General features: G+C 66.7%; 18 protein-coding genes and 5 pseudogenes. 3 read left to right on the top strand and 20 right to left on the bottom strand.

Features of this window, described 5'->3' with window-relative positions; genetic code table 11:
• Nucleotides 1-112: 112 nt before the first annotated feature.
• From H8R18_RS03065 to H8R18_RS02995, 17 genes and pseudogenes are all read right to left on the bottom strand, one after another.
• On the bottom strand, nucleotides 113-1,258 hold the full coding sequence (locus H8R18_RS03065) for a cell division protein FtsQ/DivIB (protein WP_191072346.1): 1,146 nt from the start codon (nucleotides 1,256-1,258) through the stop codon (nucleotides 113-115).
• Complete coding sequence (murC, locus tag H8R18_RS03060; protein WP_191072347.1) at nucleotides 1,251-2,636, bottom strand: UDP-N-acetylmuramate--L-alanine ligase; 1,386 nt, start codon at nucleotides 2,634-2,636, stop codon at nucleotides 1,251-1,253. Before murC ends, H8R18_RS03065 begins: the two co-directional genes overlap by 8 nt.
• Nucleotides 2,633-3,739, bottom strand: coding sequence for an undecaprenyldiphospho-muramoylpentapeptide beta-N-acetylglucosaminyltransferase (murG, locus tag H8R18_RS03055; protein ID WP_338088383.1), 1,107 nt, complete (start codon nucleotides 3,737-3,739; stop codon nucleotides 2,633-2,635). Before murG ends, murC begins: the two co-directional genes overlap by 4 nt.
• Nucleotides 3,732-5,009 carry a putative lipid II flippase FtsW gene (gene ftsW, locus H8R18_RS03050; protein WP_223875429.1) on the bottom strand — a complete coding sequence of 426 codons (1,278 nt, stop codon included), beginning with the start codon at nucleotides 5,007-5,009 and terminating at the stop codon, nucleotides 3,732-3,734. Before ftsW ends, murG begins: the two co-directional genes overlap by 8 nt.
• Nucleotides 5,010-5,011: 2 nt before the next feature.
• Nucleotides 5,012-6,445, bottom strand: coding sequence for a UDP-N-acetylmuramoyl-L-alanine--D-glutamate ligase (gene murD / locus H8R18_RS03045; protein WP_227712861.1), 1,434 nt, complete (start codon nucleotides 6,443-6,445; stop codon nucleotides 5,012-5,014).
• Nucleotides 6,442-7,536, bottom strand: a complete 1,095-nt coding sequence (mraY, locus tag H8R18_RS03040) for a phospho-N-acetylmuramoyl-pentapeptide-transferase (RefSeq protein ID WP_191072350.1) — start codon at nucleotides 7,534-7,536, stop codon at nucleotides 6,442-6,444. The genes murD and mraY overlap by 4 nt, the downstream gene beginning before the upstream one ends.
• Complete coding sequence (locus tag H8R18_RS03035; protein WP_338089212.1) at nucleotides 7,533-8,459, bottom strand: UDP-N-acetylmuramoyl-tripeptide--D-alanyl-D-alanine ligase; 927 nt, start codon at nucleotides 8,457-8,459, stop codon at nucleotides 7,533-7,535. Before H8R18_RS03035 ends, mraY begins: the two co-directional genes overlap by 4 nt.
• Before the next feature lie 223 nt (nucleotides 8,460-8,682).
• Nucleotides 8,683-8,916: pseudogene (locus tag H8R18_RS09725) on the bottom strand (Mur ligase domain-containing protein); the annotation flags it as partial.
• A 66-nt stretch (nucleotides 8,917-8,982) separates the two neighbouring features.
• Nucleotides 8,983-9,636, bottom strand: coding sequence for a penicillin-binding transpeptidase domain-containing protein (locus tag H8R18_RS03030; RefSeq protein ID WP_194189375.1), 654 nt, complete (start codon nucleotides 9,634-9,636; stop codon nucleotides 8,983-8,985).
• On the bottom strand, nucleotides 9,633-9,983 hold the full coding sequence (locus tag H8R18_RS09900; protein WP_420846901.1) for a penicillin-binding transpeptidase domain-containing protein: 351 nt from the start codon (nucleotides 9,981-9,983) through the stop codon (nucleotides 9,633-9,635). Before H8R18_RS09900 ends, H8R18_RS03030 begins: the two co-directional genes overlap by 4 nt.
• A gap of 136 nt (nucleotides 9,984-10,119) precedes the next feature.
• A pseudogene (locus H8R18_RS09895) lies at nucleotides 10,120-10,836 on the bottom strand (hypothetical protein); the annotation flags it as partial.
• Nucleotides 10,836-11,303 (bottom strand): cell division protein FtsL, encoded by a 468-nt coding sequence (gene ftsL / locus H8R18_RS03020; protein WP_191072353.1) that lies wholly within the window; start codon nucleotides 11,301-11,303, stop codon nucleotides 10,836-10,838. The gene ftsL and the pseudogene H8R18_RS09895, both read right to left, overlap by 1 nt.
• Nucleotides 11,304-11,314: 11 nt before the next feature.
• Entirely contained in the window at nucleotides 11,315-12,277 is a 963-nt protein-coding gene (gene rsmH / locus H8R18_RS03015) for a 16S rRNA (cytosine(1402)-N(4))-methyltransferase RsmH (protein WP_191072354.1), read from the bottom strand.
• A 130-nt stretch (nucleotides 12,278-12,407) separates the two neighbouring features.
• A complete protein-coding gene (gene mraZ, locus H8R18_RS03010; protein WP_191072355.1) occupies nucleotides 12,408-12,839 on the bottom strand; it encodes a division/cell wall cluster transcriptional repressor MraZ in 432 nt (143 codons plus the stop codon).
• Nucleotides 12,840-13,076: 237 nt separating this feature from the next.
• Nucleotides 13,077-13,418 (bottom strand): DUF3040 domain-containing protein, encoded by a 342-nt coding sequence (locus tag H8R18_RS03005; RefSeq protein WP_191072356.1) that lies wholly within the window; start codon nucleotides 13,416-13,418, stop codon nucleotides 13,077-13,079.
• 51 nt (nucleotides 13,419-13,469) lie between these two features.
• Nucleotides 13,470-14,699 (bottom strand): DNA polymerase IV, encoded by a 1,230-nt coding sequence (gene dinB / locus H8R18_RS03000; RefSeq protein WP_191072357.1) that lies wholly within the window; start codon nucleotides 14,697-14,699, stop codon nucleotides 13,470-13,472.
• Between the two features lie 2 nt (nucleotides 14,700-14,701).
• Complete coding sequence (locus H8R18_RS02995) at nucleotides 14,702-15,754, bottom strand: PAC2 family protein (protein WP_191072358.1); 1,053 nt, start codon at nucleotides 15,752-15,754, stop codon at nucleotides 14,702-14,704.
• A 136-nt stretch (nucleotides 15,755-15,890) separates the two neighbouring features.
• Here H8R18_RS02995 and H8R18_RS02990 point away from each other — a divergent pair, with 136 nt between their 5' ends.
• A complete protein-coding gene (locus H8R18_RS02990; RefSeq protein ID WP_191072359.1) occupies nucleotides 15,891-18,116 on the top strand; it encodes a HelD family protein in 2,226 nt (741 codons plus the stop codon).
• Nucleotides 18,117-18,171: 55 nt separating this feature from the next.
• Nucleotides 18,172-19,391 (top strand): annotated as a pseudogene (gene serA, locus H8R18_RS02985) (phosphoglycerate dehydrogenase).
• Here serA and nrdR read toward each other — a convergent pair.
• Nucleotides 19,377-19,838, bottom strand: a complete 462-nt coding sequence (gene nrdR, locus H8R18_RS02980) for a transcriptional regulator NrdR (protein ID WP_191072361.1) — start codon at nucleotides 19,836-19,838, stop codon at nucleotides 19,377-19,379. The pseudogene serA and the gene nrdR overlap by 15 nt on opposite strands.
• A 77-nt stretch (nucleotides 19,839-19,915) precedes the next feature.
• Nucleotides 19,916-20,395 carry a LysM peptidoglycan-binding domain-containing protein gene (locus H8R18_RS02975; protein ID WP_191072362.1) on the bottom strand — a complete coding sequence of 160 codons (480 nt, stop codon included), beginning with the start codon at nucleotides 20,393-20,395 and terminating at the stop codon, nucleotides 19,916-19,918.
• A 183-nt stretch (nucleotides 20,396-20,578) separates the two neighbouring features.
• On the opposite strand from H8R18_RS02975, the pseudogene lexA reads away from it, so the two are divergent.
• Nucleotides 20,579-21,267 (top strand): annotated as a pseudogene (lexA, locus tag H8R18_RS02970) (transcriptional repressor LexA).
• Here the strand turns inward: lexA and H8R18_RS02965 are convergent.
• A pseudogene (locus H8R18_RS02965) lies at nucleotides 21,268-22,256 on the bottom strand (L-lactate dehydrogenase).
• Between the last annotated feature and the right edge of the window lie 8 nt (nucleotides 22,257-22,264).

The raw sequence follows: 22,264 nt of genomic DNA, 5'->3' as shown, positions 1-22,264 counted from the left end.
CGGCAACCTTCAACTTCTTGTTGAGAGTTAACGTTTTGTCGTTCTCGAAGCGCATACATGATAGGAGCGCAAGCCCGACCCACGCGAGCGCGCGCGGGCGTGTCGCCAAGTCCTATCGGGTCGTCGGATTGAGCGGATCGGTGAGGTCGTAGACCTTCGCCTGGCGCTGGATAAGTGTCGCGAGGACCCGCGCTTTCAACTCGGAATCATCGACGGTGCCCCAACGGACGCTCGCCTGCGAATCCAGACTCATCGTCACGCGATTCTTGTCGTCAATCGTGATCGAGCGGACCTTCGCGCGCGTGTCGTCATCGAGCAGCGCCGCGATGCGCGCGCCGTCGCGTCGCGACTGACGTGCCGAGGACGTGTCGGCGACGACGAGAGACGGTAGCCCCTCCGCCGCCGTGCCGCTGGCGGGCACAATTGCCCCATCAGCCGAGACGAGCTGCGTCGTCGAGTCCGCGTTGCGCGCAACGGCACGGCGCACGTGTACGACCACGGTCAATCCGTGCGGGTAAGAACGGTCGATGTCAACCCCACTCACCCAGGGTTGATCGCGCGTGAGCATATCGGCCAGCTCACCGGTGTCGACGCGTGGTAGCGGTGTCCCCACCGCGGTGTGCACCACCTTCGTCACCGCCGTGGCCTCGACCGGCGCGCTCACGCCCCGAATCGTAATATCGCTGGCCCGCACGGCGAACAGCGGCGAGAATCCGGCGATTCCCCACGCGAGCGCGGCGACAAGGACGACGGCGGCCGCTATCGACCATGCCCGCCACACGAGGCGCCGGCGCTTGCGGGCACGCTCGCGCAACTTGACTTCGAGCGAGGTCGAGACTACCGAGTCGGCCCGCCTGTGGTCCGCGCCCGCCTGCGCAGCCGATGCGCTCGCGCGCGCGGCAGGTGCCGACGAGCGGCGAAATCGCGACACGAGACGTCGGGCGCCATCGCGTGGTGGCCGTCGAATCGACGTGGACGCCGATACCGTCGCGGCATTGGTAGCACTGGCCTGCTCGTGCGCCGCGGCTAGATCAAGCTGTTCCGTCGCCTGCGAATCGGCGGGATTGGGCACCGGCCGGCGTCGCGCACCAGCCTGACCAGAGCGTCGGAACGCGGAGCCACCGGAGCGCGTCTGCCCTGCCGCCGCGTGCGAACTCTGTGGACGCAGACGTTCCTGCGCATCACGCGACGGGCGGTTCGGAGTCTCCGAGCCGCCCCCGTCACGCATCGTGCGCGGCGTCGGCGGTCGCCTAGCCATCGGCGTGAAGCTCGCGCAACCGGGCCAGAATCGTCTCTGCGGCCGTCGTCACCGAGCCGGCGCCGACGGTAATGACGAGGTCGCCGGGGCGAGCGCGGTCGGCAAGGAATCGCGCGGCCTCATCCAGGTCGCCGATGAGATGGGCACCGGACATCGCATCGGTAATGAGAGCACTCGTGACCCCGTCAACAGGATCCTCGCGAGCACCAAAGATATCGGTAACGACAGCGACGTCCGCCCCGGCGAGCGCCTGGGCAAATTCCGTCGCGAAATTGCGGGTGCGCGAATACAGATGCGGCTGGAAGAGAACGAGGACACGACCGGTACCCGCCGCGACCCGCGCCTGCTTGATGAGGGCATCGACCTCGGTCGGGTGGTGGGCATAGTCGTCAATGACGCGAATGCGCCCCACTGCTCCACGGGTTTCAAAGCGTCGACCCGTTCCTCGAAACGCCGCGAGTGCTCTCGGCATGGTGTCGACGTCGACGCCCAGTTCGACCCCGGCGATCATCGCCGCGACGGCGTTGAGAACGTTGTGGGTGCCGGGAACGGGAACCTGAACGTTGACCTCGCCGGCACCGGGCCAGTCCACGGCGACGCTGGACGAGTCCGGATTCGCCTCAATCGAGGCGATGCGCACGTGCTCCGCCCCTGCGGGCGCATCGGCGAGGCCGTAGGTGAGGACACGCACAGATCCCGCCACCTCCTCGGCGAGAGAGCGCGAGCCAGGGTCGTCGGCACACGCGATGAGCGTCCCCGTGGACCCCAGGCGGGCGGCAAAATCGACGAAAGCCTGCCGAAAGGCCTCGGTGGTGCCGTAGTAGTCGAGATGATCGGGTTCAATATTCGTGACGATCGCAATGCTTGGCGAATAGTTGAGGAACGACCCGTCGGATTCGTCAGCCTCGGCGACGAAAGCGCGCCCGGCTCCAAGGTGAGCACCCGAGTTGAATCCCAGCACAATCGACCCGACGGCGTACGAGGGATCGACACCCGCGGCGGCAAGGCCGGCGGCCAACATTCCGGCTGTCGTCGTCTTGCCATGGGTCCCCGCAACGGCGACGAAGTCGCGGCCCTGCGCGGCAAGAGCCAGAGCCTGCGAGCGGTGGATGACGCGCTGACCGCGTTCGCGCGCCGCCCTCAGTTCAGGATCGCTCTCGCGAATCGCGCTCGAGATGACCACGGTTGCGCGCGGGTCGATGGCGTCCGGGTCATGTCCTACCCAAACGGTGCCGCCGGCCTGGCGGATGCGCCCCAGGCTCGGCTGATCGGCACGGTCGGATCCGGTAACGGCAAAGCCGCGACTGAGAAGCAGTTCGGCGACAACGGACATTCCGGCACCGCCGACGCCGATGAGATGGAAACTCTGATCGCTCATCGCCTCGCTCCTTCCACCAGTTCAGCAAGCTGGTCCGCCGCGTCGAGGTGGCCGCATGAGGCGGCGGCACGTGACATCGTGGCCAGGCGCTCGGAGTCATCAAAAATCGTCGTGATCTCGGCGAGGAGACGTTTCGCCGAGCACTGAGAATTGGGCACGATCCGCGCCCCACCCGCCGCGACGACATCGGCGGCGTTCAGACGCTGTTCCCCATTTCCAATGGCGAGGGGGACGTAAATCGCCGGGATCCCGAGCGCACACAGCTCGGCTACCGTGCCCGCACCGGAGCGGCAGACAACGAGGTCGGCGAGCGCCAGCGCCGCTTCCATGTCGCGGAGGTAATCGATGATGACGTAGCCCTCGCGCTCGCCCACATCGGCACGCACGGCAGCGTCCTTACCGCGTCCACACAGGTGAATGACCTGGACATCGGGACGAAGCTGCGCGGCCGCGCTCGCCATCGCGTCGTTGATCGTCAGCGCCCCGAGAGAGCCGCCCGTCACGACGACGATGGGACGATCGGGATCCAGCCCAAAACGTGCGGCCTGTTCCCGGCGGGCATCCCCGGCCCCTCCCTGCGCGCGCCGGCGCGCGAGGGCGGCGATCGGGGGCCGCAGCGGCAGTCCGATCGTGCGGGTGAGACCGCGACGGGCGCGCAGCGGAGTCGAGTCAAACGTCAGCGCGACGACATCGGCGAACCGGGCCCCGAGGCGGTTAGCCAGTCCGGGCCGGGCATTTTGTTCGTGTATGACGACCGGAATCTTCTCGCCGCGAGCGGCCAGATAGGCCGGTGTCGAGACATATCCGCCGAACCCCACGACGACGTCGATCGAGCGCTCGGCATAGAGTCGCCGCAGCCGACGCACCTGAGTGCGCATCGCCCCCGGCAACCGCACGAGGTCGGGCGAGGGGCGTCGTGGCAGCGGGATCTTCGCGATCGTCACGAGTTCGTGGCCGGCGTCGGGAACGAGCTCTGCCTCGAGTCCCTCGGCCGTGCCCAGGCACACGATCTCGTGATCGGCGAGCGCCGACGCGGTGGCGAGCAACGGATTGACGTGTCCGGCTGTTCCCCCACCGGCGAGAATCAGCCGCATCTTAGTCATCGCGTGTACCTCCCCGTGCTCGTTGCCCTGCGCTCTGCGTGCGGCGGTGCCGCGTCCCCAAAAGTTTCTGCGCTCCCGGTTCTTCTCGGGCACAGGCTAACACCACGCCCATGATGATGAAGCTCGCGAGCATGCTGGATCCACCGGAGGAGATGAACGGCAGCGGCACGCCAACGACCGGCGCCCAGCCGATGACGACGAGAATATTGATGAGAGCCTGCGTAATCAGCCATCCGGAAGTGGCCGCGGCGAGCACCCGCACGGCGGGATCCTTCATCCGCGTCACCAGTCGGAACAATCCATAGGCCAGAAGAACAAACAGAATGAGGACACTCACCGTGCCAAAAAAACCGAATTCTTCTCCGAGGATGGCGAAGATGAAGTCTGTGTGCGCCTCGGGGAGATAGTTCCACTTTTGCCGCGACGCCCCGGGACCGACCCCGACGAGACCGCCGGTGCCGAGACCCCATTTTGCCCGCAACGTCTGCAGGTCGGTGCCCAGGGGGTCCGACGACGAGGAGAAGATCGCCATCACGCGGGCCCGGCGCGACGGACTCATGGCGACGGCCCCGGCGACGGCCATGACGACAATCCCGCTCGAGGCGAGCAACCATCGGCGCTCCCATCCGATAACGAACAGAGTCGCCGCGCAGATCAGTCCGAAAATCATCGCGGTGCCCAGGTCCTTGCCAACCATGACGATGGCGACGGCGACGATGCACGGAAAAATAATCCACTGCCCCACGGATGCGAGGTTGCGCACGCGAACCCGACGGGTGTGGAACACCCACGCCAGCCAGATAACAATGGCGACCTTGAGCAGCTCCGATGGTTGAAGGGTTGTCACCCCGAGTGAGATCCAGTTGCGGTTACCGGCGACCTCTTTTCCCAGCGGAGTGAAGACCGTCAGCTGGAGGAGAATGGCGCCTGCCAGCCACACGGGTGCCCCCGACATGATGACCCGATAGGGAATGCGGGAGATGATGGCCATGAGGGCGAGACCGATGACGACGATGGCCAAGGGCCGCAGCACCGCCAGGTAGGGGTTGGAATTGGCCGACAGCTCGCGAATCGTCGAGGCCGAGAACCCCATGACGAGGCCGATCCCGGCGAGAAGAACGGTGACGGTGCGGATGAGGTAGAAGGTGAACCCGGGCGTTGACGTCAGGATGTGCCACGGCTTGAGCACGCGCTGCGCCGCGTGGACCTGTTCGCCACTCGACTTCTCGATACGCACGACCGGAAGGCGACGACGCAGCGCGTCGAACATCTTCACGACTGCTCCAGTCCACGGACCGCGGCAGCGAATGCCTCGCCGCGAGCGCGGTAGTTGGCAAATTGGTCCCACGACGCGCAGGCCGGGGCGAGGATGACCTGGTCACCGGGCAGCGATAGGGCAACGGCCTCGTTGACGGCTGACGTCATGATCTCGGGGTGATCTTCCAGCTCCATGACGGGGACACCGCCGCCGTGGCGTGCCAGTGCCTCGCGCAGCGGGGTGCGGTCGACGCCGATGAGGACGACTCCGCGCAAGCTCGGGGCCACCTGCGCCACGAGATCGGCGAAGTCTTGGCCCTTCGCGTCGCCGCCGGCGATCCACACGACGGAGCGTGGCGGGCACCCCGACAGCGACGCCAGTGCCGCGTGTGCGTTTGTCGCCTTGGAATCGTCGATCCACGTCACGCCCGTCGCGTGTGAGACGACGGCGCGGCGGTGGGATGCCGGGGAAAAGGCGCGCAACCCGCGCGCCACGGCGTCAGCGGGAATGTCGAGGGAGCACGCGAGCGCCGCCGCCGCCAGGGCATCGCTGAGTGTCGTCGCCGCGGGAACCTCCCCGCCGAGGTGGGCGAGGTCGGCGAATGTCGCGAGTTCGCGCGCGTGCGTGCGGCGGTTGGCGATGTAAGCACGATCGCACACGACGTCCTCGACGACCCCGATCTCGCTGAGACCGGGAATCCCCCGGGTGAATCCGATTGCCCGAGCGCCCTCACTTACGTCGGCGTCGGCGACCATGTCGATGGTGCGCGGCTCGTCACGGTTGTAGACGCACGCGAGACGGGTGCCGCGGTAGACGCGGGCCTTCGCGGCGACGTAGTCCTCGACGCTCCCGTGCCAATCGAGGTGATCTTCGGCGACGTTGAGGCACACGGCCGCGTGCGGGCGCAGCGAGTGGGTCGAGGCCAGTTGGAAACTCGACAACTCCACGGCCAGGGCATCCGCGTTGTCTTCGGCAACGGCCGTGATGATGGGATCCCCGACGTTTCCCACAGCCGGGGTGTGCCACCCCGCGGCCTCGAGAATGGCCGCGGTCATCGCGACCGTCGTCGTCTTGCCATTCGTTCCCGTGATCGCCAGCCACGGGCGCTGCGGGTGCGCGGACTGCTGCTGGTATCGCCAGGCCAACTCGACCTCGCTCCACACGTGCGCCTTCGCACTCAGTGCCGCCGCGTGCAACGGTTGGCTCGGCGCGATGCCGGGACTGACGATGACGACGTCCGCCCCGTCGTAGGCGGCGCGTACCTGCTCGAGACTGCTCGCCCGCACCAGGTCGCACGAGGCCTCAGCCGTGCGCGCGCGCTCGAGCGCGTCCTCGGAGCCGTCAACGCCGATGCAACGCGCTCCCATATCGGCCAACACCTGCAGGCACGCCAGTCCCGAACGGCCGAGACCGGCGACCGCGTAGGTCAGCTCACCGAGTGCACTCACTGGCTCGTCACCACCCATTCGGCGTAGAACAGGGCGACGCCGAGGATGGCGAACAGCCCCGCGATGATCCAGAATCGCACGACGATCGTCACTTCCGGCCACCCCTTGAGTTCAAAGTGGTGGTGCAGGGGCGCCATCTTGAACACGCGCTTGCGCGTGGCCTTGAAGACACCGATCTGGATGACATCAGAGATGACGATGACGACAAACAGGCCGCCGATGAGGATGGCGAGGAACTCCGTGTGGGTGAGGATCGACAGGCCGGCGAACGCGCCTCCCAGCGCCAGCGATCCGGTGTCTCCCATGAAGATCTGGGCGGGAGAGGTGTTCCACCACAAAAAGCCGAAGCACGCCCCGACGATTGCCGCGCATATCACGGCGAGGTCTAACGGATCGCGCACGTCGTAACACGCGCGGGCGACCTCGCTATTGAGCTGTGGACAGCGTTGATAGAACTGCCACACGCTGATGACGGCGTAGCCACCGAACGCGAACAGGCACGCCCCCGTTGCCAAGCCGTCGAGGCCGTCGGTGAGATTGACACCATTCGACCACGCGGCGACGAGGAAATTGACCCACACGATCATGATGATGAGCGCAACGGGCAACCCGTAGCGCATGAAGTCACTCCACGCGAGATCGCGCACGACCGAAAGCGCGGCTGAAGCCGGACGAATTCCGCGTTCGTCCGGACGCATGAGCGCGCCGATGGCGAACACCGTCCCCACCAGGCCCTGCCCGCCGATCTTCGCCCAGGGACGTAACCCGAGTGAGCGTTGTTTCGAGATCTTGATGTAGTCGTCGAGGAAGCCGACCGTGCCCAGACCGATAAAGAGGAACAGCAACAGCAGACTTGTCAGCGACGGTAACTGCTGGCGGAACAGGCACGCGGCCAGCCAGCCGATCACGGCGGCCGAGATAATGACGACCCCACCCATCGTCGGCGTCCCCCGCTTGGTGAAGTGCGCGGTGGGACCGTCTTGACGAATGAACTGGCCGTATTCGCGCCGACGTAGGAAGCGGATGAAACCGGGAGTCCCGACGAGGGCCGCGATGAGAGACACGCCGAGAGCCAGGCCGATAGCGATCACCGGGGTTCCTCCTCACTCACCGCGTCTGCCACCCGGCAGGCGCCCGACGCGTTCGATCCCTTGACGAGGACGACGTCGCCCGCGTGCGCCCACTCGCGAATAAAGGCCACGGCATCCTCGAGGCTGTCGGCTCGCGAGTGAGACCCCGCAGCGGCGGCGAAGTCGTCGGCGTATCCGCCCAGGCTCACCGTGTGGGTAATGCCGAGCGATCGCGCATATTCTCCGCACTCGGCGTGCAGTCGCCGCGACTCGTCGCCGAGCTCGCGCATCTCGCCGATGACGGCGAGGCTGCGGCCGCAGCGCGTGCGACTCATCTCGCACAGCGCATCGAGGCCGGCGCGCAGCGAATCAGGGTTGGCGTTGTAGGAATCGTCGATGAGGATTGCTCCGCCCGTTAGCTCGGAGACGGCCATGCGGTGCGGCGACAGGGGCCGCGCCTCGCTCAGGGCCGCGGCGATCGTGTCAAGATCGACCCCGACGCTCAGGGCCGCCGCGGCCGCCGCGAGTGCGTTGGTCACGTGGTGGTCCCCCACCAGCTGCAGACGGACGGGGGCGCTGGCTCCGCGCCACGTCAGGGTGAAGCACGGACGCAACGCATCGAGGCTCACGTTCGTCGCGCGCACGTCGGCGTCCTGGACGCGTCCGAACGTGACGACGTGCTCGGCCCGCGATGCCATGGCGGCCGCACGCGGATCATCGGCATTGAGGACGGCGGTGCCGCCCGGCACCAGCCCGTCGACGAGCTCGGCCTTGGCCTCGCTCAGCGCCTCGACCGAGCCGAATCCGCCGAGATGAGCCTGCCCGATGATGAGTTCGACGGCGACGTCGGGAGCGGCGATCTGCGTCAAATAGGCAATGTGTCCGACACCGGAAGCCCCCATTTCGAGGACGAGGTAGCGGGTGTCGGGGCCGGCGCTCAGCACGGTCAACGCATGACGACTCGTTGTTGTACGACAGCCGGGGTGCGACCGTGACGGCAACGCGGTCGAGGACCTGGCGCAGCAGGTCTTTGGTCGTCGTCTTGCCCGCGCTGCCGGTGATCGCGATGACCGAGCGGGGGCCGGTAGCGCGCAGGCGCTCCAGGTGTGCTCGAGCGAGGTCACCTAGGGCGAGCGTGGGGTCGGCGACGACGACCGCGGGGAGGCCCGCGTCGGTTGCCGCCTGAGCATCGGAGACGACAGCGGCCACGGCTCCGCCGGTCGCCGCCTGGGGAAGGAAACGATGCCCGTCGACGTTTTCGCCTTCGCGGGCAATATAGAGCGAGCCGGCGCCTACCTCACGCGAATCGGTCACGATGGGTCCGGTGACGCACACGTCATCGCCCACCAGCTGCCCGCCCACGGCCTCAGCTATCTCACTGAGCCTCCAGTGCGTCTGCATATTGCCCCTTTAGTTGCCTTCTTCTCGCCTGTCAGTCTAGGCCGCTTCACCACGGCGGCTAAATGTTTACTCGACCCGCTGCGGATAGAGGGTCTGCGCGTTCGTCGAGGGCGGTACCTCGAGCAGTGCCATCGCCTGAGCGCCGATCTTCGCAAACACCGGCCCGGCCACCGTTCCGCCCCAGACCACTTCGCCCTGGGGCCGATAGACGACCACGGCGATGACGACGCGGGGGTCCTCGGCGGGCAGCGAGCCGACGAACGAGGAGACGACTCCGTGTTCTTGGCCAACCGAACCCAAAATCTCAGTCGTACCCGTCTTACCGGCGGTGTGGTAGCCGGGCACTGCCGCCGCCCGCGCCGTCCCCTCGTCGGTGGTGACGGCCTCCATCATCTTCAACAGAGTCGATGCCGCATCCGCGTCCAGAACCTGCTTGGGTGCGTCGTGCTCGACCTTTGTCACGGCCCCCGCCGGTGTGCGGTAGCTATCGACGATGTGAACCGGCTCTTTGACACCGCCGTTCGCGATCGTCGCGACCATCGAGGCCACCTGTAGCGGCGATGTCGCCATTCCCTGACCGAACATCGTCGTGTAGCGCTGGCGTCGATCCCACTTGTCGGGCGGGCCGATGATGCCCGAGGTCTCGCCGGGCATCTCGATCCCCGTAGGTTGCCCCAGCCCCAGCGCGCGCATCATGTCCCACCGCTGCTGATCGCTCACCGGTCACCTAGTTGAACCGTGCCCGTGTTGGAGGATTCGGCCAATACTCCCGCCGCAGTGAGCTGCAACGTCGGGTGATCGTGCGCGTCGCGGAAGGTCTGGTTGTCGCGCATGGTGATCTCGTACGGCGTGGAAACCCGAGTCAGCGGAGTGAACGCCTCGTGCTCGAGACCGGCGGCGAAGGTCACGAGTTTGCCGGTCGAGCCGGGCTCGTACGTGTATTGCACGGCGCGTGACCCCGTGGTTTTCGCCTTGCCTTCCTTGACCTCGTCGGGCGACATCTGTCCCGAGTCGGCCAACGCCAACACGGCGCCGGTCTTCACGTCGAGGGCGATGGCCGTCCCCATTCGGCATGATGTGATCGACGGCCTGATCGATAGCGTCTTGAGAAAGCGCCTGTAGGTCGGCGTTGATCGTCAGTGTCACCGTGTTGCCGTCGACGGCGGCCTGCTCTTGCGAATAGCCCCCCGGGATCGTCTGACCCGACGGCGAGATCTCCACTCGGCGCTGCCCGTTCTTGCCGACGAGCAGCTTGTTCTGCGTAGCCTCGACACCGGCCTTGCCCTCGAGTTCGCTCCCCGGTGCCCCATCGCCGGCCAGCGCCGTGAACCCGAGAATCGTCGACGCCGTCGCCCCGTTGGGATACTCACGCCGATACGACGTCACCCCGTCGATGCCGGGGATCCCCATCTCCCGGATCTCGCGCCACGTCGAGACCGGCACGTTCGTCGCAATGATGCGCGAGCCTTCCGTCCCCGACAGCTCACCGCCGAGTTCAGCAGCATTCTTCTTGAGCTTTGGCGCGAGTAGCCGAGCGGCTTCGAGCGCACCGTAGCCGCGAACACGCGTGCTAATTCCGGCTCGCTTCTGCCCGTTAACCAGTGCCTTCTCGCGTGGCACCTCGTTGCCGTCGGCATCGACGTACACGACGTGCGCCCAGTTCCACAGGTATTGCCGGGCTGCGTAGATGTCATAGGTCGGCACCGACGTCGCCAGCACGGTGCCACTCGAATCGACGATGTCGCCGCGCTTGGCCGGAATGGTCACCGTCGTCACGCGAGAGGCTTCTGCTGCCTGAGCGAGTTCGGGTGCGGTGACGATCTGCAGCCACCCGAGCCGCAGCGTGCACAGCCCGAACGCGCACAGGAACAGCCCGAACAACACCCGGGCGCGACTGTTACGCCGGCGCACTCGCGTCATCACTGCCCAGCCTGGGCTGTCTCAGGGGCCTGGGTACCAGCCGTGTCATCCGCCTTCGAGTCCTCGGTTTTGCGCGGGGGCTCGCTCGCTTCTTCTCCCCCACTGATCTGGTGGGTGGCCAGGGTGAGGTAGCCCGTTGAACCCGCGGGGACCATGCCCTCTTTTTCGGCAACCTCGCGCAACCGCGCCGGAGACGACGCCTCGTCGATGCGTGAGCGCAATTCATCGTTGTCCTGTTGCAGCCGCGCCAGCGCGACTTGATCCGCGTGGGTCGAATACGACAACACCGCCGCCTGGGTGTTGATGACGATGGCGGCGACGATGAGGACGATGGCACCGATGACGAGACCGATGATGGTCGCGAGCGCCTGGCGCGGTCGCGGCTGCGGCGCGGCGGTGACGACGCGTGCGGGTGGCGTGCGCCGCCGGGCGGGAGCAGGCCTGGCTGATCGTGCCGACGCTGGCATGGCGTGTCCTCTCATCGGTGGGTATCCGTCTTCTCTAGGCAGCGCAGGCGCACGGGCGCCGAACGCGAGTTTTCCTCGACCTCAGCCGCGCTTGCTTTGCGCGCGCCGCGATGAACGAGGCGGTATTCCACGCCGCGTTCGCTCTCGCGCAGCGGCAGGTCGGCCGGCAGATCCGTGGTCGTTGCCTGCCGAAAGGCCGTCTTCACGAGGCGGTCCTCGAGCGAGTGGTAGGACTCGACGACGAGGCGCCCGCCCTCCCGCAGCGACCCGATGGCGGCGGGAAGCGCGCGCTCGAGGATGTCGAGTTCGTCGTTGACGGCGATACGCAACGCCTGAAACGTCCGTTTCGCCGGATTCCCCCCGCGCCGCATCGCCGCTTGCGGCAACGCCGCACGAATGATCTCGACGAGGCGCGCCGAGGTTGTCACCGGCGCCTCGCCGCGCGCCGCGACGATGGCGCGAGCGATCCGCCCGGCATGGCGCTCTTCCCCATACGTTGCGAGAATCCGTGCCAGTTCGCCCGCATCGGCACGGGCCAGCAGATCGGCTGCGGTGTCGCCGCGAGTGGGATCCATCCGCATGTCTAGCGCGGCATCGCGCGCGTAGGAGAACCCACGCTCGCGCTCATCGAGTTGCATCGACGAGACTCCCAGGTCCATGAGGATGGCGTCGGCGCGCTCGTAGCCGGCCTCGGCGAGGCAGTCCTCTATCCGGTCGTAGGTTGTACACACAAAGTGGCAGCGCCGGGCATCATCTGCCACACGTTCTCGCGCCAGCTCAAGCGCCCGCGGATCACGGTCGATGGCAACCGCGCGCACGTGAGGATATGCCTCGAGCACGAGACTGAGGTGCCCACCCAAGCCCGTCGTCGCATCGACGTACACTGCACCGGGATGCTCCAGGCACGGGCGCATGAGCTCAACGCACTCGCGCGCCATCACGGGGATGTGACGCGCGGCAATGGTTGAGTTCATGTGCACCTCCTTGAAGACAATCAGCGCTGAGATACGGCGGGGCGGGTAACGGATCGTGACATCGGGACCCGCTCTCGATCTGGGATCGGGGAAGTGACTCCAGAGCGTGAACGAGTCCGAACGTCGCGATCTAGAACAGTCCGGGAACCACCTCGTCTCCGGTCTCGGAGAAGATTTCCTCCTGGGCGCTCAGGTAGTCGCTCCACGCCGTCGCGTTCCAGATTTCGACGCGCGCGCCGGCACCGATGACCGCCAACTCGCGATCGAGACCGGCGTAGGCACGCAGGTTCTGGGGAATAACGATGCGCCCCTGCTTGTCGGGGGTGTCGTTGGATGCGCCCGAGAGCATGACGCGGATGTAGTCGCGCGAGGCTTTCGACGACAGTGGCGCACGCCGCAACTCGTTGTACATCTGCTCGAACTCCGCGGCGGGGAACACGTAGAGACATCGCTCCTGCCCGCGCGTCATGACGAGACCGTCGGCCAGCTGATCACGAAACTTCGCCGGAAGAATAAGGCGGCCTTTGGCGTCGAGACGCGGCTCGTAGGTGCCGAGAAACATCCGACCACCCCTCCTTCCTCACTCCCAGCCGATCCGATACGCGCCACTTTACCCCACTTTCCTCCACCTCCACAGGTGCGACGGCCTCTTTTCTCACATAACGCCAATAATTGCCGGCGATGGCGCGGCAAAACGCAGGGAGGACGGTGGAGGCGTCGCGCCGTCAATCGAGAGAGCCAACGATAAAAAACCACCATCCGGCCCGCAGAAGCCGGATGGTGGAGCGAAGTGGAGGGGTTAGCGGCGGCTGCGCCGCTCCCACTGATCGCGTTGACGATCCATAAATGACGACGAACGCGTGCGCTTGGCTTTGGCTGACGAGGACCGCGTGGCTACCAGCCGTGAGAACGGCAGCGACAGCCCGGCCACCATCAGAGCGAAGCCCACGACGGCGACGGCGATGCTCGCCAGCTGGTGCGGCAGCGAGACTCCGACGACGAGGAGAACGAGGCCGACGAGGAGAAAGACGACCATGGCCGCCCACACGCGCGGACTCACGCGTGCCCCGCGCACGGGCGTCGGCCGAAATTGGGCCTCCATCTGCTCGAGGACCTGACGTTCGTACTCGGAAAGCGCCACCGTGGGCCTCCTCTCTCAACCGCTGTCTAGTCTACCCGTACTCGACTGGCCTCATTCCGACTCGCGCCCACGCGCCCGCAGCAGCCGCGCAGGCGTGAGCGTGCGCGCTCCGAAACGCGCCGAGACCGCGTCCATCGCCTCCTCCACCGCGTGGGTACGCTCGTCATCCAAGATAGCCAGCTGCCACCCGGCGTCGACCGGTTGCAAGTTCTCGGCACGTACACCGATGAGGCGCACCCCGGCGCGGGGAATGGCAATGCGTCCGATGAGATCGTGGGCAATCCGGGCGATCTCACGGCCGGTATCGATCGGGTGGGTGAGGGTGTGCGAACGCGTCAGCGTCGTAAAGTCGGCAAAGCGAATCTTCACGGCAATCGTCATCGCCTTCATGCGTCCGGCTCGCAGCCGCGCCGCCGTCGCGTGAGCCTGGTCGAGCAGGCACGCGCGCAGAACCTCGATGTCGGCAACATCGTCGGCGAATGTCGTTTCCGTTCCCATCGACTTCTCGCGCTCGCGCTGCGCGACCGGACGCGGGTCGCGCGCCCAGGCGAGCTCGTGGAGTCGGTGCGCACTCGTCTCGCCGAGCACCGAGACCAGGGACTCCACCGGCTCGTGCGCGAGATCTCGGATCGTGTGGATGCCGCGCCTCTCCAGGCGCGCACGCGCCGCGGGGCCGACACCCCACAGGGCGCCGACGGGCAGCATGTGAAGGAAGTCGGTCGACGCGGCCTGGGGAATGAGCAGCACTCCGTCGGGCTTGGCGTGGGAAGAGGCGACCTTCGCGACGAGCTTGGTCGCCGCAATCCCCACCGAGGCGGGCAAACCGACCTCGGTGCGAATTCGGCGGCGAATCGCCGCGGCGATCTCGACCGGGCTCCCCCACAGCCGGCGCGCTCCCGACACGTCGAGGAACGCCTCGTCGACGCTCACCTTCTCGACTGCGGGGGTGAAGGAGGCAAGAATATCCATGACACGACGTGAATAGGCCGCGTAGCGGCCGTGAGAGGTCGCGAGCACCACGGCCTGGGGGCACAGCCGACGCGCCTGCGAAATCGGCTGGCCAGCGTGGACTCCCGCGGCTCGAGCCTGATAGGAGGCAGAGGAGACGACGCCGCGCGCAGACGAGCCGCCGACAATGACAGCACGCCCGCGCAGCTCGGGCCGATCCAGCAGTTCGACCTCGACGAAGAACGCGTCCATGTCGACGTGGAGGATCGGCGTTGCCGAGTCGTCAGTTCCCCAGTCGCGCCGGGCTGCGCCCAAGCGCGGCGCCGTTGACATCGCTAATCCTCGCTGACGCGGCGGTGACGCCCCTGCGGACCCGGGGCTGACGGATCATGCTCGGTCGTCGAAGGGTCCTTTGCCGCCGCGTGGCGTCCGCGTTTGCGCAACCGCTCGCGCAGGCTGCGTCGTGCGGGAGCGTCCGCTTCAAAGCGACGCGCCCGCTGGCGGTCGTTGTGCTCGAGAAAGTCCTCGAGCGACTGGGCCAGTGCCTCACCCGTCGGCAGCGGCATTCCCTGTTCGACGTCGCCACTCGGGTGCCAGATTTCGTTGTCATAGTCGCGCTCGAGCTGAGAGACGATGGCTGCGATCTCGGAGGTCTCGTCCATCGCGGCGTCCACACGCGTGCGCATCGAGGCCGCGTAGGCCTCGAGATCGCCCAGCGGCAGCGACAGCTCGGTCATGTCCGAGACCTTTTCCAGCAACGCCACCGCGGCCGAGGGATATTCCATCTCGGACAGGTAATAGGGCACCCCGACGACCAACCCCACCGAGTCGAAGCCGACGCGCCCCAAGTAGGACTGCAGGTAGAGGTCCATCGATGCCCGCATCGTCACCTGCCCGGTCTGGGCGGGTTGATCGGGAATGAGTTCGGGAGAAGATCCCGTGCGGTGAACGAACGTCGCGCGCGTGTGCGGCAACGTGGCGGCGAATCCCATGAGCGACGCCGTCATCGTCACCCCGTGTGAGCGCAGGACGTCGGCGAGGGTGGCGGCAAATTCCTGCCAGCGGACATCCGGCTCGGAGCCGTGGAGCACAAACATCGTTCGGCCCATATAGTCCTCGACGACATCGAGGGCAATATAGGGATCCTGCGTTTGAGAGATCACCCAGTTCGTCATCTCGATGATCGGACGGCGCGCCCGGTAGTCGATGAGGGCATCCGGCGAGAACGTCGCGACGCGTCGGCACGGCATCGAACTGAGGATCTGACGCACGGCCAACCGCCCGGCGTCACCGGAATCGAGGGCACCGTGAAGATAGTGGAGAAGAAACGGCGCGCGGGCCTGGCCGCCCGGGCCAAGCTCGTACAGGGCAGACGTCGGCTGGTCCATGATCGCCTCTCCTTTCTCTCGCTCCCACCCTATCCCGCGCCCCTCACGCAGGTACCGCGGACCCACCCGGCTACCCTCCTAGCGAAAAAACGCGAATAATAGATGCCCGGATTTGCGCCGCGAGAAGGGGGACGACATGGGCACTCGCGAGGAAGAGCTCGCACACGAGCAGCGAGTTGTCGACGACATCTATGCCGTCCTCGACGCCACCCGCGATCACTATCGCGCTCGCCAGCGCGCCGTCGCGGCCACCCAACCGGGCGGCTCGCCGCAGAACCGCTCCGAGCGCGATGCCCAGGCCGCCCACTACGGTGACCAGGCTCACCGTCTCGACAACGTCGAGGATCGCCTCGTTTTTGGCCGCCTCGACACCGCCGATGCCGACACCCGCTACATCGGCCGCGTCGGACTGAGCGGGGCTGACCATGAACCCCTCCTCATCGACTGGCGTGCCCCGGCCGCCCGCCCCTTCTACCAAGCGACCGCGCTAAAGCCCGCCGGACTGGTTCGTCGCCGCCACCTCCTCACGCGGCTGCGGCGCGTCACGGGCATCGAAGACGAGGTGTTCGACGTCGAGGCAGCCTCGACGTCGGGGTTGACCCTGCAGGGCGAGGGGGCGCTCATGGCCGCGCTATCTCAGGGGCGATCGGGACGCATGGGCGACATCGTGTCGACGATCCAGGCCGAGCAGGACGAAATCATCCGCGCCGACACTCGCGGTCTCCTCGTTGTCCAGGGAGGTCCGGGCACGGGGAAGACCGCCGTGGCGCTACACCGGGCCGCCTACCTCCTTTACGCCGAAGCCGAGCGATTGAACCGCTCGGGCGTTCTCATCGTCGGCCCCTCGGCGACGTTTTTGCGCTACATCGAGCAGGTGCTGCCGACGCTGGGGGAAACCGGGGTCGTCTCGACGACGCTAGGCGATCTCGTCCCCGGACTTCGCGCAACGGCGACGGAGTCCCCCACCCTCGCCGCCATCAAGGGGTCGATGCGGTGGGTCGACATCCTCGCCGCGGCCACGCGTTCACTCGAGCGTGTCCCCAAGGCGTCGCTGCACTTCGAGATCGACGGCCTGAAGCTGACGCTGCAGCCCTCGCGCATCGCCACGGCGATCGAGAGGGCCCGACGCGATCATCCGACCCACAACGGCGCTCGTGCGGCCTTCGTCGCCGACATCCTCACCGCATTGACGACGTCCTATATCAGCGCCGCGCGCGCTCAGGGCCAGGATCTCGGCGATGCCGATCGCGGCTGGGTGCGCGAGGAGCTGCGAACTCATCGCGATGTGCGCCGCGAGGTCAATCTCTGCTGGATGCCCTACACCCCCGAGAACTTCCTACGCCGCCTCTTCGCCCGCCCCGCGCTGCTCGAAGAGGTTGCCGGCGACCTGCTCAGCGCCGATGAGCGTGCCGCCATCGCTCGGGAGTATTCCGCTCCGCTGACCGAAGCCGACATCGTCCTCATCGATCAGCTCAGCGAAACCTTGGGGGAATTCGAGGATCCCCGTGCCTTACGACGGGCGGAACTTGAGCGGCGCCAGAACGAGCGCGCCCTCACCCAGGCGCGCGACACCCTCGCCAACGCGGGGTTCGAGGACGGGCTGACCCGCGCCGCCGATCTCGTCGATCGGGCCAGCGCTCCGCTGCGAGGAAATGCCCTGGCGGAGCGGGCCGCCGCGGATCGCACGTGGACCTACGGGCACATCGTCGTCGACGAGGCGCAGGAGCTGAGCCCGCTCGCGTGGGAGGCCCTGCTGCGTCGGTGTCCATCGCGCTCGCTCACCGTCGTCGGTGACCTCGCTCAGCGCCACGCCCCCACCCGCGCCGACAGATGGGCGGACCTGCTCGGTCCCGCGGCGCGCGCACTGAGGGGCGAAGCCGTCTTAAGCGTGTGCTACCGAACCCCGGCGACCATCATGGACGCCGCCGAACGCGTCGCCCGCGCTGCGGGCCACCCCTCCCCGCACGCCCCGCGCGCCGTGCGCGACGTTGCCGACGCACTGACCATCACGACCGTTCCCGACGTCGATGCCGCTCACCTGCGTACCATCGTCGAGGACGAAATCGCCAGACTCGACGCTCGCCTCGGTAGCGGCGCCGGGACGCTGGCCGTCATCGCCGCTACTGACGTCGTGGCCGACATCGCTGCCGCGACGGGGTGGGCCACCGACGCCCTCGCCGGTCGCATCGGCCTCTGCGATGCCCGGGCCAGCAAGGGCCTCGAGTTCGACACGGTGGTCCTCGTCGATCCCGCGGCCATCGGTGAGGCCTCCCCGGGTGACCTCTACGTCGCGATGACCCGCCCGACGACGCGGCTACACATCGTCACCGCGGGCCGACTCCCCGCCGGATTACGCGACTAGGTCCACCTAGCGGGCATGCGCGAGCACGGTGCCCAGATGTGGAACCATCGGCCGTATGACGAAAGCCGTGCTGCTTGAGGATCCCCACCCGTCCGCCGACCCCATCTTCGCCGACGCCGACATCACCGTCGAGCGTATCTCGGGAGCTCTCGATGAATCGGAGCTGATCGATGCCCTCTCGGATGCCGATATCGTCGGCATCCGCTCGAAGACATCGGTCACGCGGCGCGTCATCGAAGCCTGCCCGCGCCTGTCCGTCATCGGCTGCTTCTGCATCGGGACGAACCAGGTGGATATCGATGCGGCGACCGCCGCGGGAATCGCCATCTTCAACGCTCCGTATTCGAACACTCGCTCCGTCGTCGAGCTGGCCATCGGTCACATCATCTCGCTGACGCGCCGCATCCCCGCCAAGAACGCCGCGCTGCACCGCGGCGAGTGGCAAAAGACGGCCTCGGGTGCCCACGAAGTGCGCGGGAAGACGCTCGGCATCGTCGGTTACGGCAATATCGGCACGCAGCTGTCCGTCCTCGCCGAGGCCATGGGGATGAACGTCGTCTTCTATGACCACACGGACCGCCTCGCCCTGGGGAACGCCGTCAAGCTCGGCTCCCTTGACGATCTGTTGCGCATGAGCGACGTCGTGAGCCTTCACGTCGACGGGCGCGAAACCAATCGGGACTTCTTTGGCGAGCGGGAATTCTCCCAGATGAAGGACGGCGCCCTGTTCATCAATCTCGCGCGCGGCTTCGTCGCCGACATCGAGGCCCTGCGTCGCCATCTCGTGTCCGGCCACCTCGCCGGAGCCGCCGTCGACGTCTACCCAGCGAACCGAAGAAGAACGGCGACCCGTTTACCTCTCCCCTCGTCGGCCTCGATAACGTCATTTTGACCCCGCACATTGGCGGGTCGACACTCGAGGCGCAAAACGATATCGGTCGCTTCGTCGCCGGCAAGATCGTCGACTATCGGACTCGCGGCATCACCGAGATGTCGGTCAATATTCCCAACCTGACACTGCAGGCAAACCCCGACGCCCGCTACCGCCTCTGCCACATTCACCGCAACATGCCGGGTGTGCTGGCTGCCGTCAACCAGACGTTTGCAACCCAGGGCGTCAACATCAACGGCCAGATCCTCGGCACCCAGGCCGAAGTCGGCTACGCGCTGACGGATATCGCCTCGGAACTGCCCGTCGAAACCGTCGCCGCGTTGCGCGCGATGACGGAAACCGTCCGCCTGCGCGTGCTCGAGCTGGACTCAGCGAACGCCTGAGCCCGTCTCGTCGCGCAGGGCGTCGATCTCGGCTTGAAAGTCGTCGAGGCCCTGAAAACACGAATACACCGAGGCGAAGCGCAGATAGGCAACGACATCCAGAGCCTTCAGCGGCTCGAGAATCGCCCGCCCGATCGCCTGCGTATCGATCTGGGACTTGCCGGTTTCGCGCAGCGACTCTTCGACACGGCCGACGAGGACCTGTAGATCATCGTCGGTCACCGGCCGACCCTGGCACGCCTTGCGCACCCCCGCGGCGACCTTGATGCGCGAAAACGGCTCGACGACACCGGAGCGTTTGCGCACCGTGAGCGCCGCCGTCTCGATGGTCGTGAACCGCATGTGGCACGCCAGGCATTCACGGCGGCGCCGGATCGCATTACCCTCTTCGGCGCTGCGCGAGTCGATGACGCGCGAATCGTGATGCTGGCAAAACGGGCAGTGCACGCGGACTCCTTGACGGTGACGAGATGTCGTTTTAGCGTAAACATCCCCCGCGCAGCCCGCAAGCACGCGCTCTGCCATCAGCGGGGCAACCGAATCTGCTGACCCGCCGCGATATTCGAGCTCTCCATTCCGTTGAGCTGACGAATGGCCTCGGCCCCGTCTTCGGGATGTCCCGGAGTGGTGCGCTGCGCAATCGACCACAGCGTGTCGCCGTCGTGGACCGTATAGACCGCGCCGGCCTCGGGAGCGTCCGGAGCCAGCAGTGTCCCGCCGACCCACCCAATGCCGGCGCACCCCATCAGGAACGCGATGGAGGCGAGCACCGTGACGACGGGCCGTCGTGGCGTCGCCTCGCGAGGCTCAACCGGGGATCCGACAGCCCGTTGCTGCCGCGCCAACACCTCACGCTGTCGCGCACGCAGGATGGCTTCGCGCGGACCCCACACGTCGGCGCTGCTTCGCCGCTCTTCGAGGCCACCGGGAATCACGCGCAGATGCGGGCGCCGGGTATCCGAGTGAGCCGGAACCAATGGAGGCATCACGTGGGAAGTCGCCATCTCTTCTACCTTTCCGTCGAACGTCCGTTCGGCGAACGTCTGTTCGATAGGCTAGCGCGACATCGCCACGGTTTCAAGTACCACGGGGAGGAAAATCGAACATACGTTTGCCGAACGGCGCGGTGTTTTCTACTCTGGAACTAGCGTTGCATCCACCGCCGACATCTTGGGAAGGGTTATCTCATGGCCTCACCGATTCTGGCCGACCTCAAGCGTCGCCGACCGACGACCTACGCCACGTATCTGGCCATCGCCCGCGCCGTAGCCGCCGACGGCTTCGCCCCGAGTCTGCGCCAACTCGCGCAGGCGATCGGCGTCACCTCACCGGCAACCGCGAAGTACCACATGGATATCCTCGTCGACGCCGGTCTCATCCGGCGGGTTCCCGGCGCTCCTCGCGCCATTGAACTGCTCGCCACCGAAGATCCGGAACCGGCGTCGCCTCACCACGCCGATATCGTGACGATCCCCCTGCCGACCAGCACCAGCGACGGACAGGGCGCCGTCGAGGTACCCCTCGTCGGCCGCATCGCTGCCGGTGCCCCGATTCGGCCGACCAACACGTCGACGACGTCGTCACGCTGCCGCGCCAGCTGACGGGGTCGGGCGAGCTATTCATGCTCGAGGTGCGCGGCGACTCGATGATCGATGCGGCCATCTGCGACGGGGACTTCGTCGTCATCCGTTCCCAGCCAACGGCCAACAACGGCGAAATCGTCGCCGCAATGATCGACGGCGAGGCCACGGTCAAGGTGCTAGCCACGCGCGACGGGCACCGCTGGCTCGATCCGCGCAATAGCTCCTACGCACCTATTCCCGGTGACGACGCCACCATCCTCGGTCGCGTCGTCACCGTCATGCGCGCGCTGTAATCAGTAGCCGAGATCGGCCGTCACGTGACGCAGCGCGAGCGCCGAGGCACTCAACGCCTCGCGCTCGTCCAGCGTCATCGGCGGCTCGAGGACGCGCCCGGCGCCCTCAATCCCGACGATGGTCGGGGCCGCCATGCACACCCGGAGATCCCCGCCCAGCCGTCGAGCAGAGTCGAAATCGTCAATACGCGTTCCTCGTCGCGCAGCGCGGCGTTAATGATGTTCGACGCGGCCAGACCGATCGCGTAGTTGGTCGCCCCCTTGCCGTCGATGATCGTGTAGGCCGAGCGTACGACCTGGTGGGCAATGTCCGAACGGATCTCGTCGTCAAAGGGACGCCCATCCGCGGTCGCACCCCAGCGCGAGACGGGGACGTTGCCGATCTCGGCGCACGACCACAGGGCAACCTCGGAATCGCCGTGCTCGCCGGCAATGTAGGCGTGGATATTGCGCACGGCCACGCCGGTGGCCTGGGAGACGAGGTAGCGCAACCGCGAGGTGTCGAGCACCGTCCCCGAGCCGAAGATTTGCGTGCGGGGCAGTCCCGAGATCTTCAAGGCAATGTACGTGGCGACGTCAACGGGGTTCGTCACCATGAGGTAGAGGGCGTCCGGGGCGACGTTCAGCAGGCTGGGGATCATCTTCTCGAGCATCGCCGCGGTCGCGCCGGCCAACTCCAGCCGCGACTGGCCCGGCTTTTGCTTGGGGCCGGCGGTGATGATGATCATGTCGGAATCACGCATGGCCTCGACATCGTCGGAGCCAACGATCGACCCCACCGGGGTGAACTGGATGCCGTGGGCTATATCGAGGGCCTCGGCCTCGACGCGGTCCTTCGCGATGTCGTAGAGGACGACGTCGCGGGCGACGCCCTTGATAACACAGGCGTACGCGAGGGCAGTGCCGACGGCACCGGCACCGACGATGGAAATCTTTGACGGACGCAGCCGCCGCGTGGGGTACAGGGTATCCGCGCGTTCTGTCGACATCGGTAACC

This window comes from Nanchangia anserum (genome assembly GCF_015240065.1).
Taxonomy (GTDB): domain Bacteria; phylum Actinomycetota; class Actinomycetes; order Actinomycetales; family Actinomycetaceae; genus Nanchangia; species Nanchangia anserum.
The sequence above is the reverse complement of the archived record's forward strand: the minus strand, read 5'-3'. Positions and strand labels throughout refer to the sequence as shown.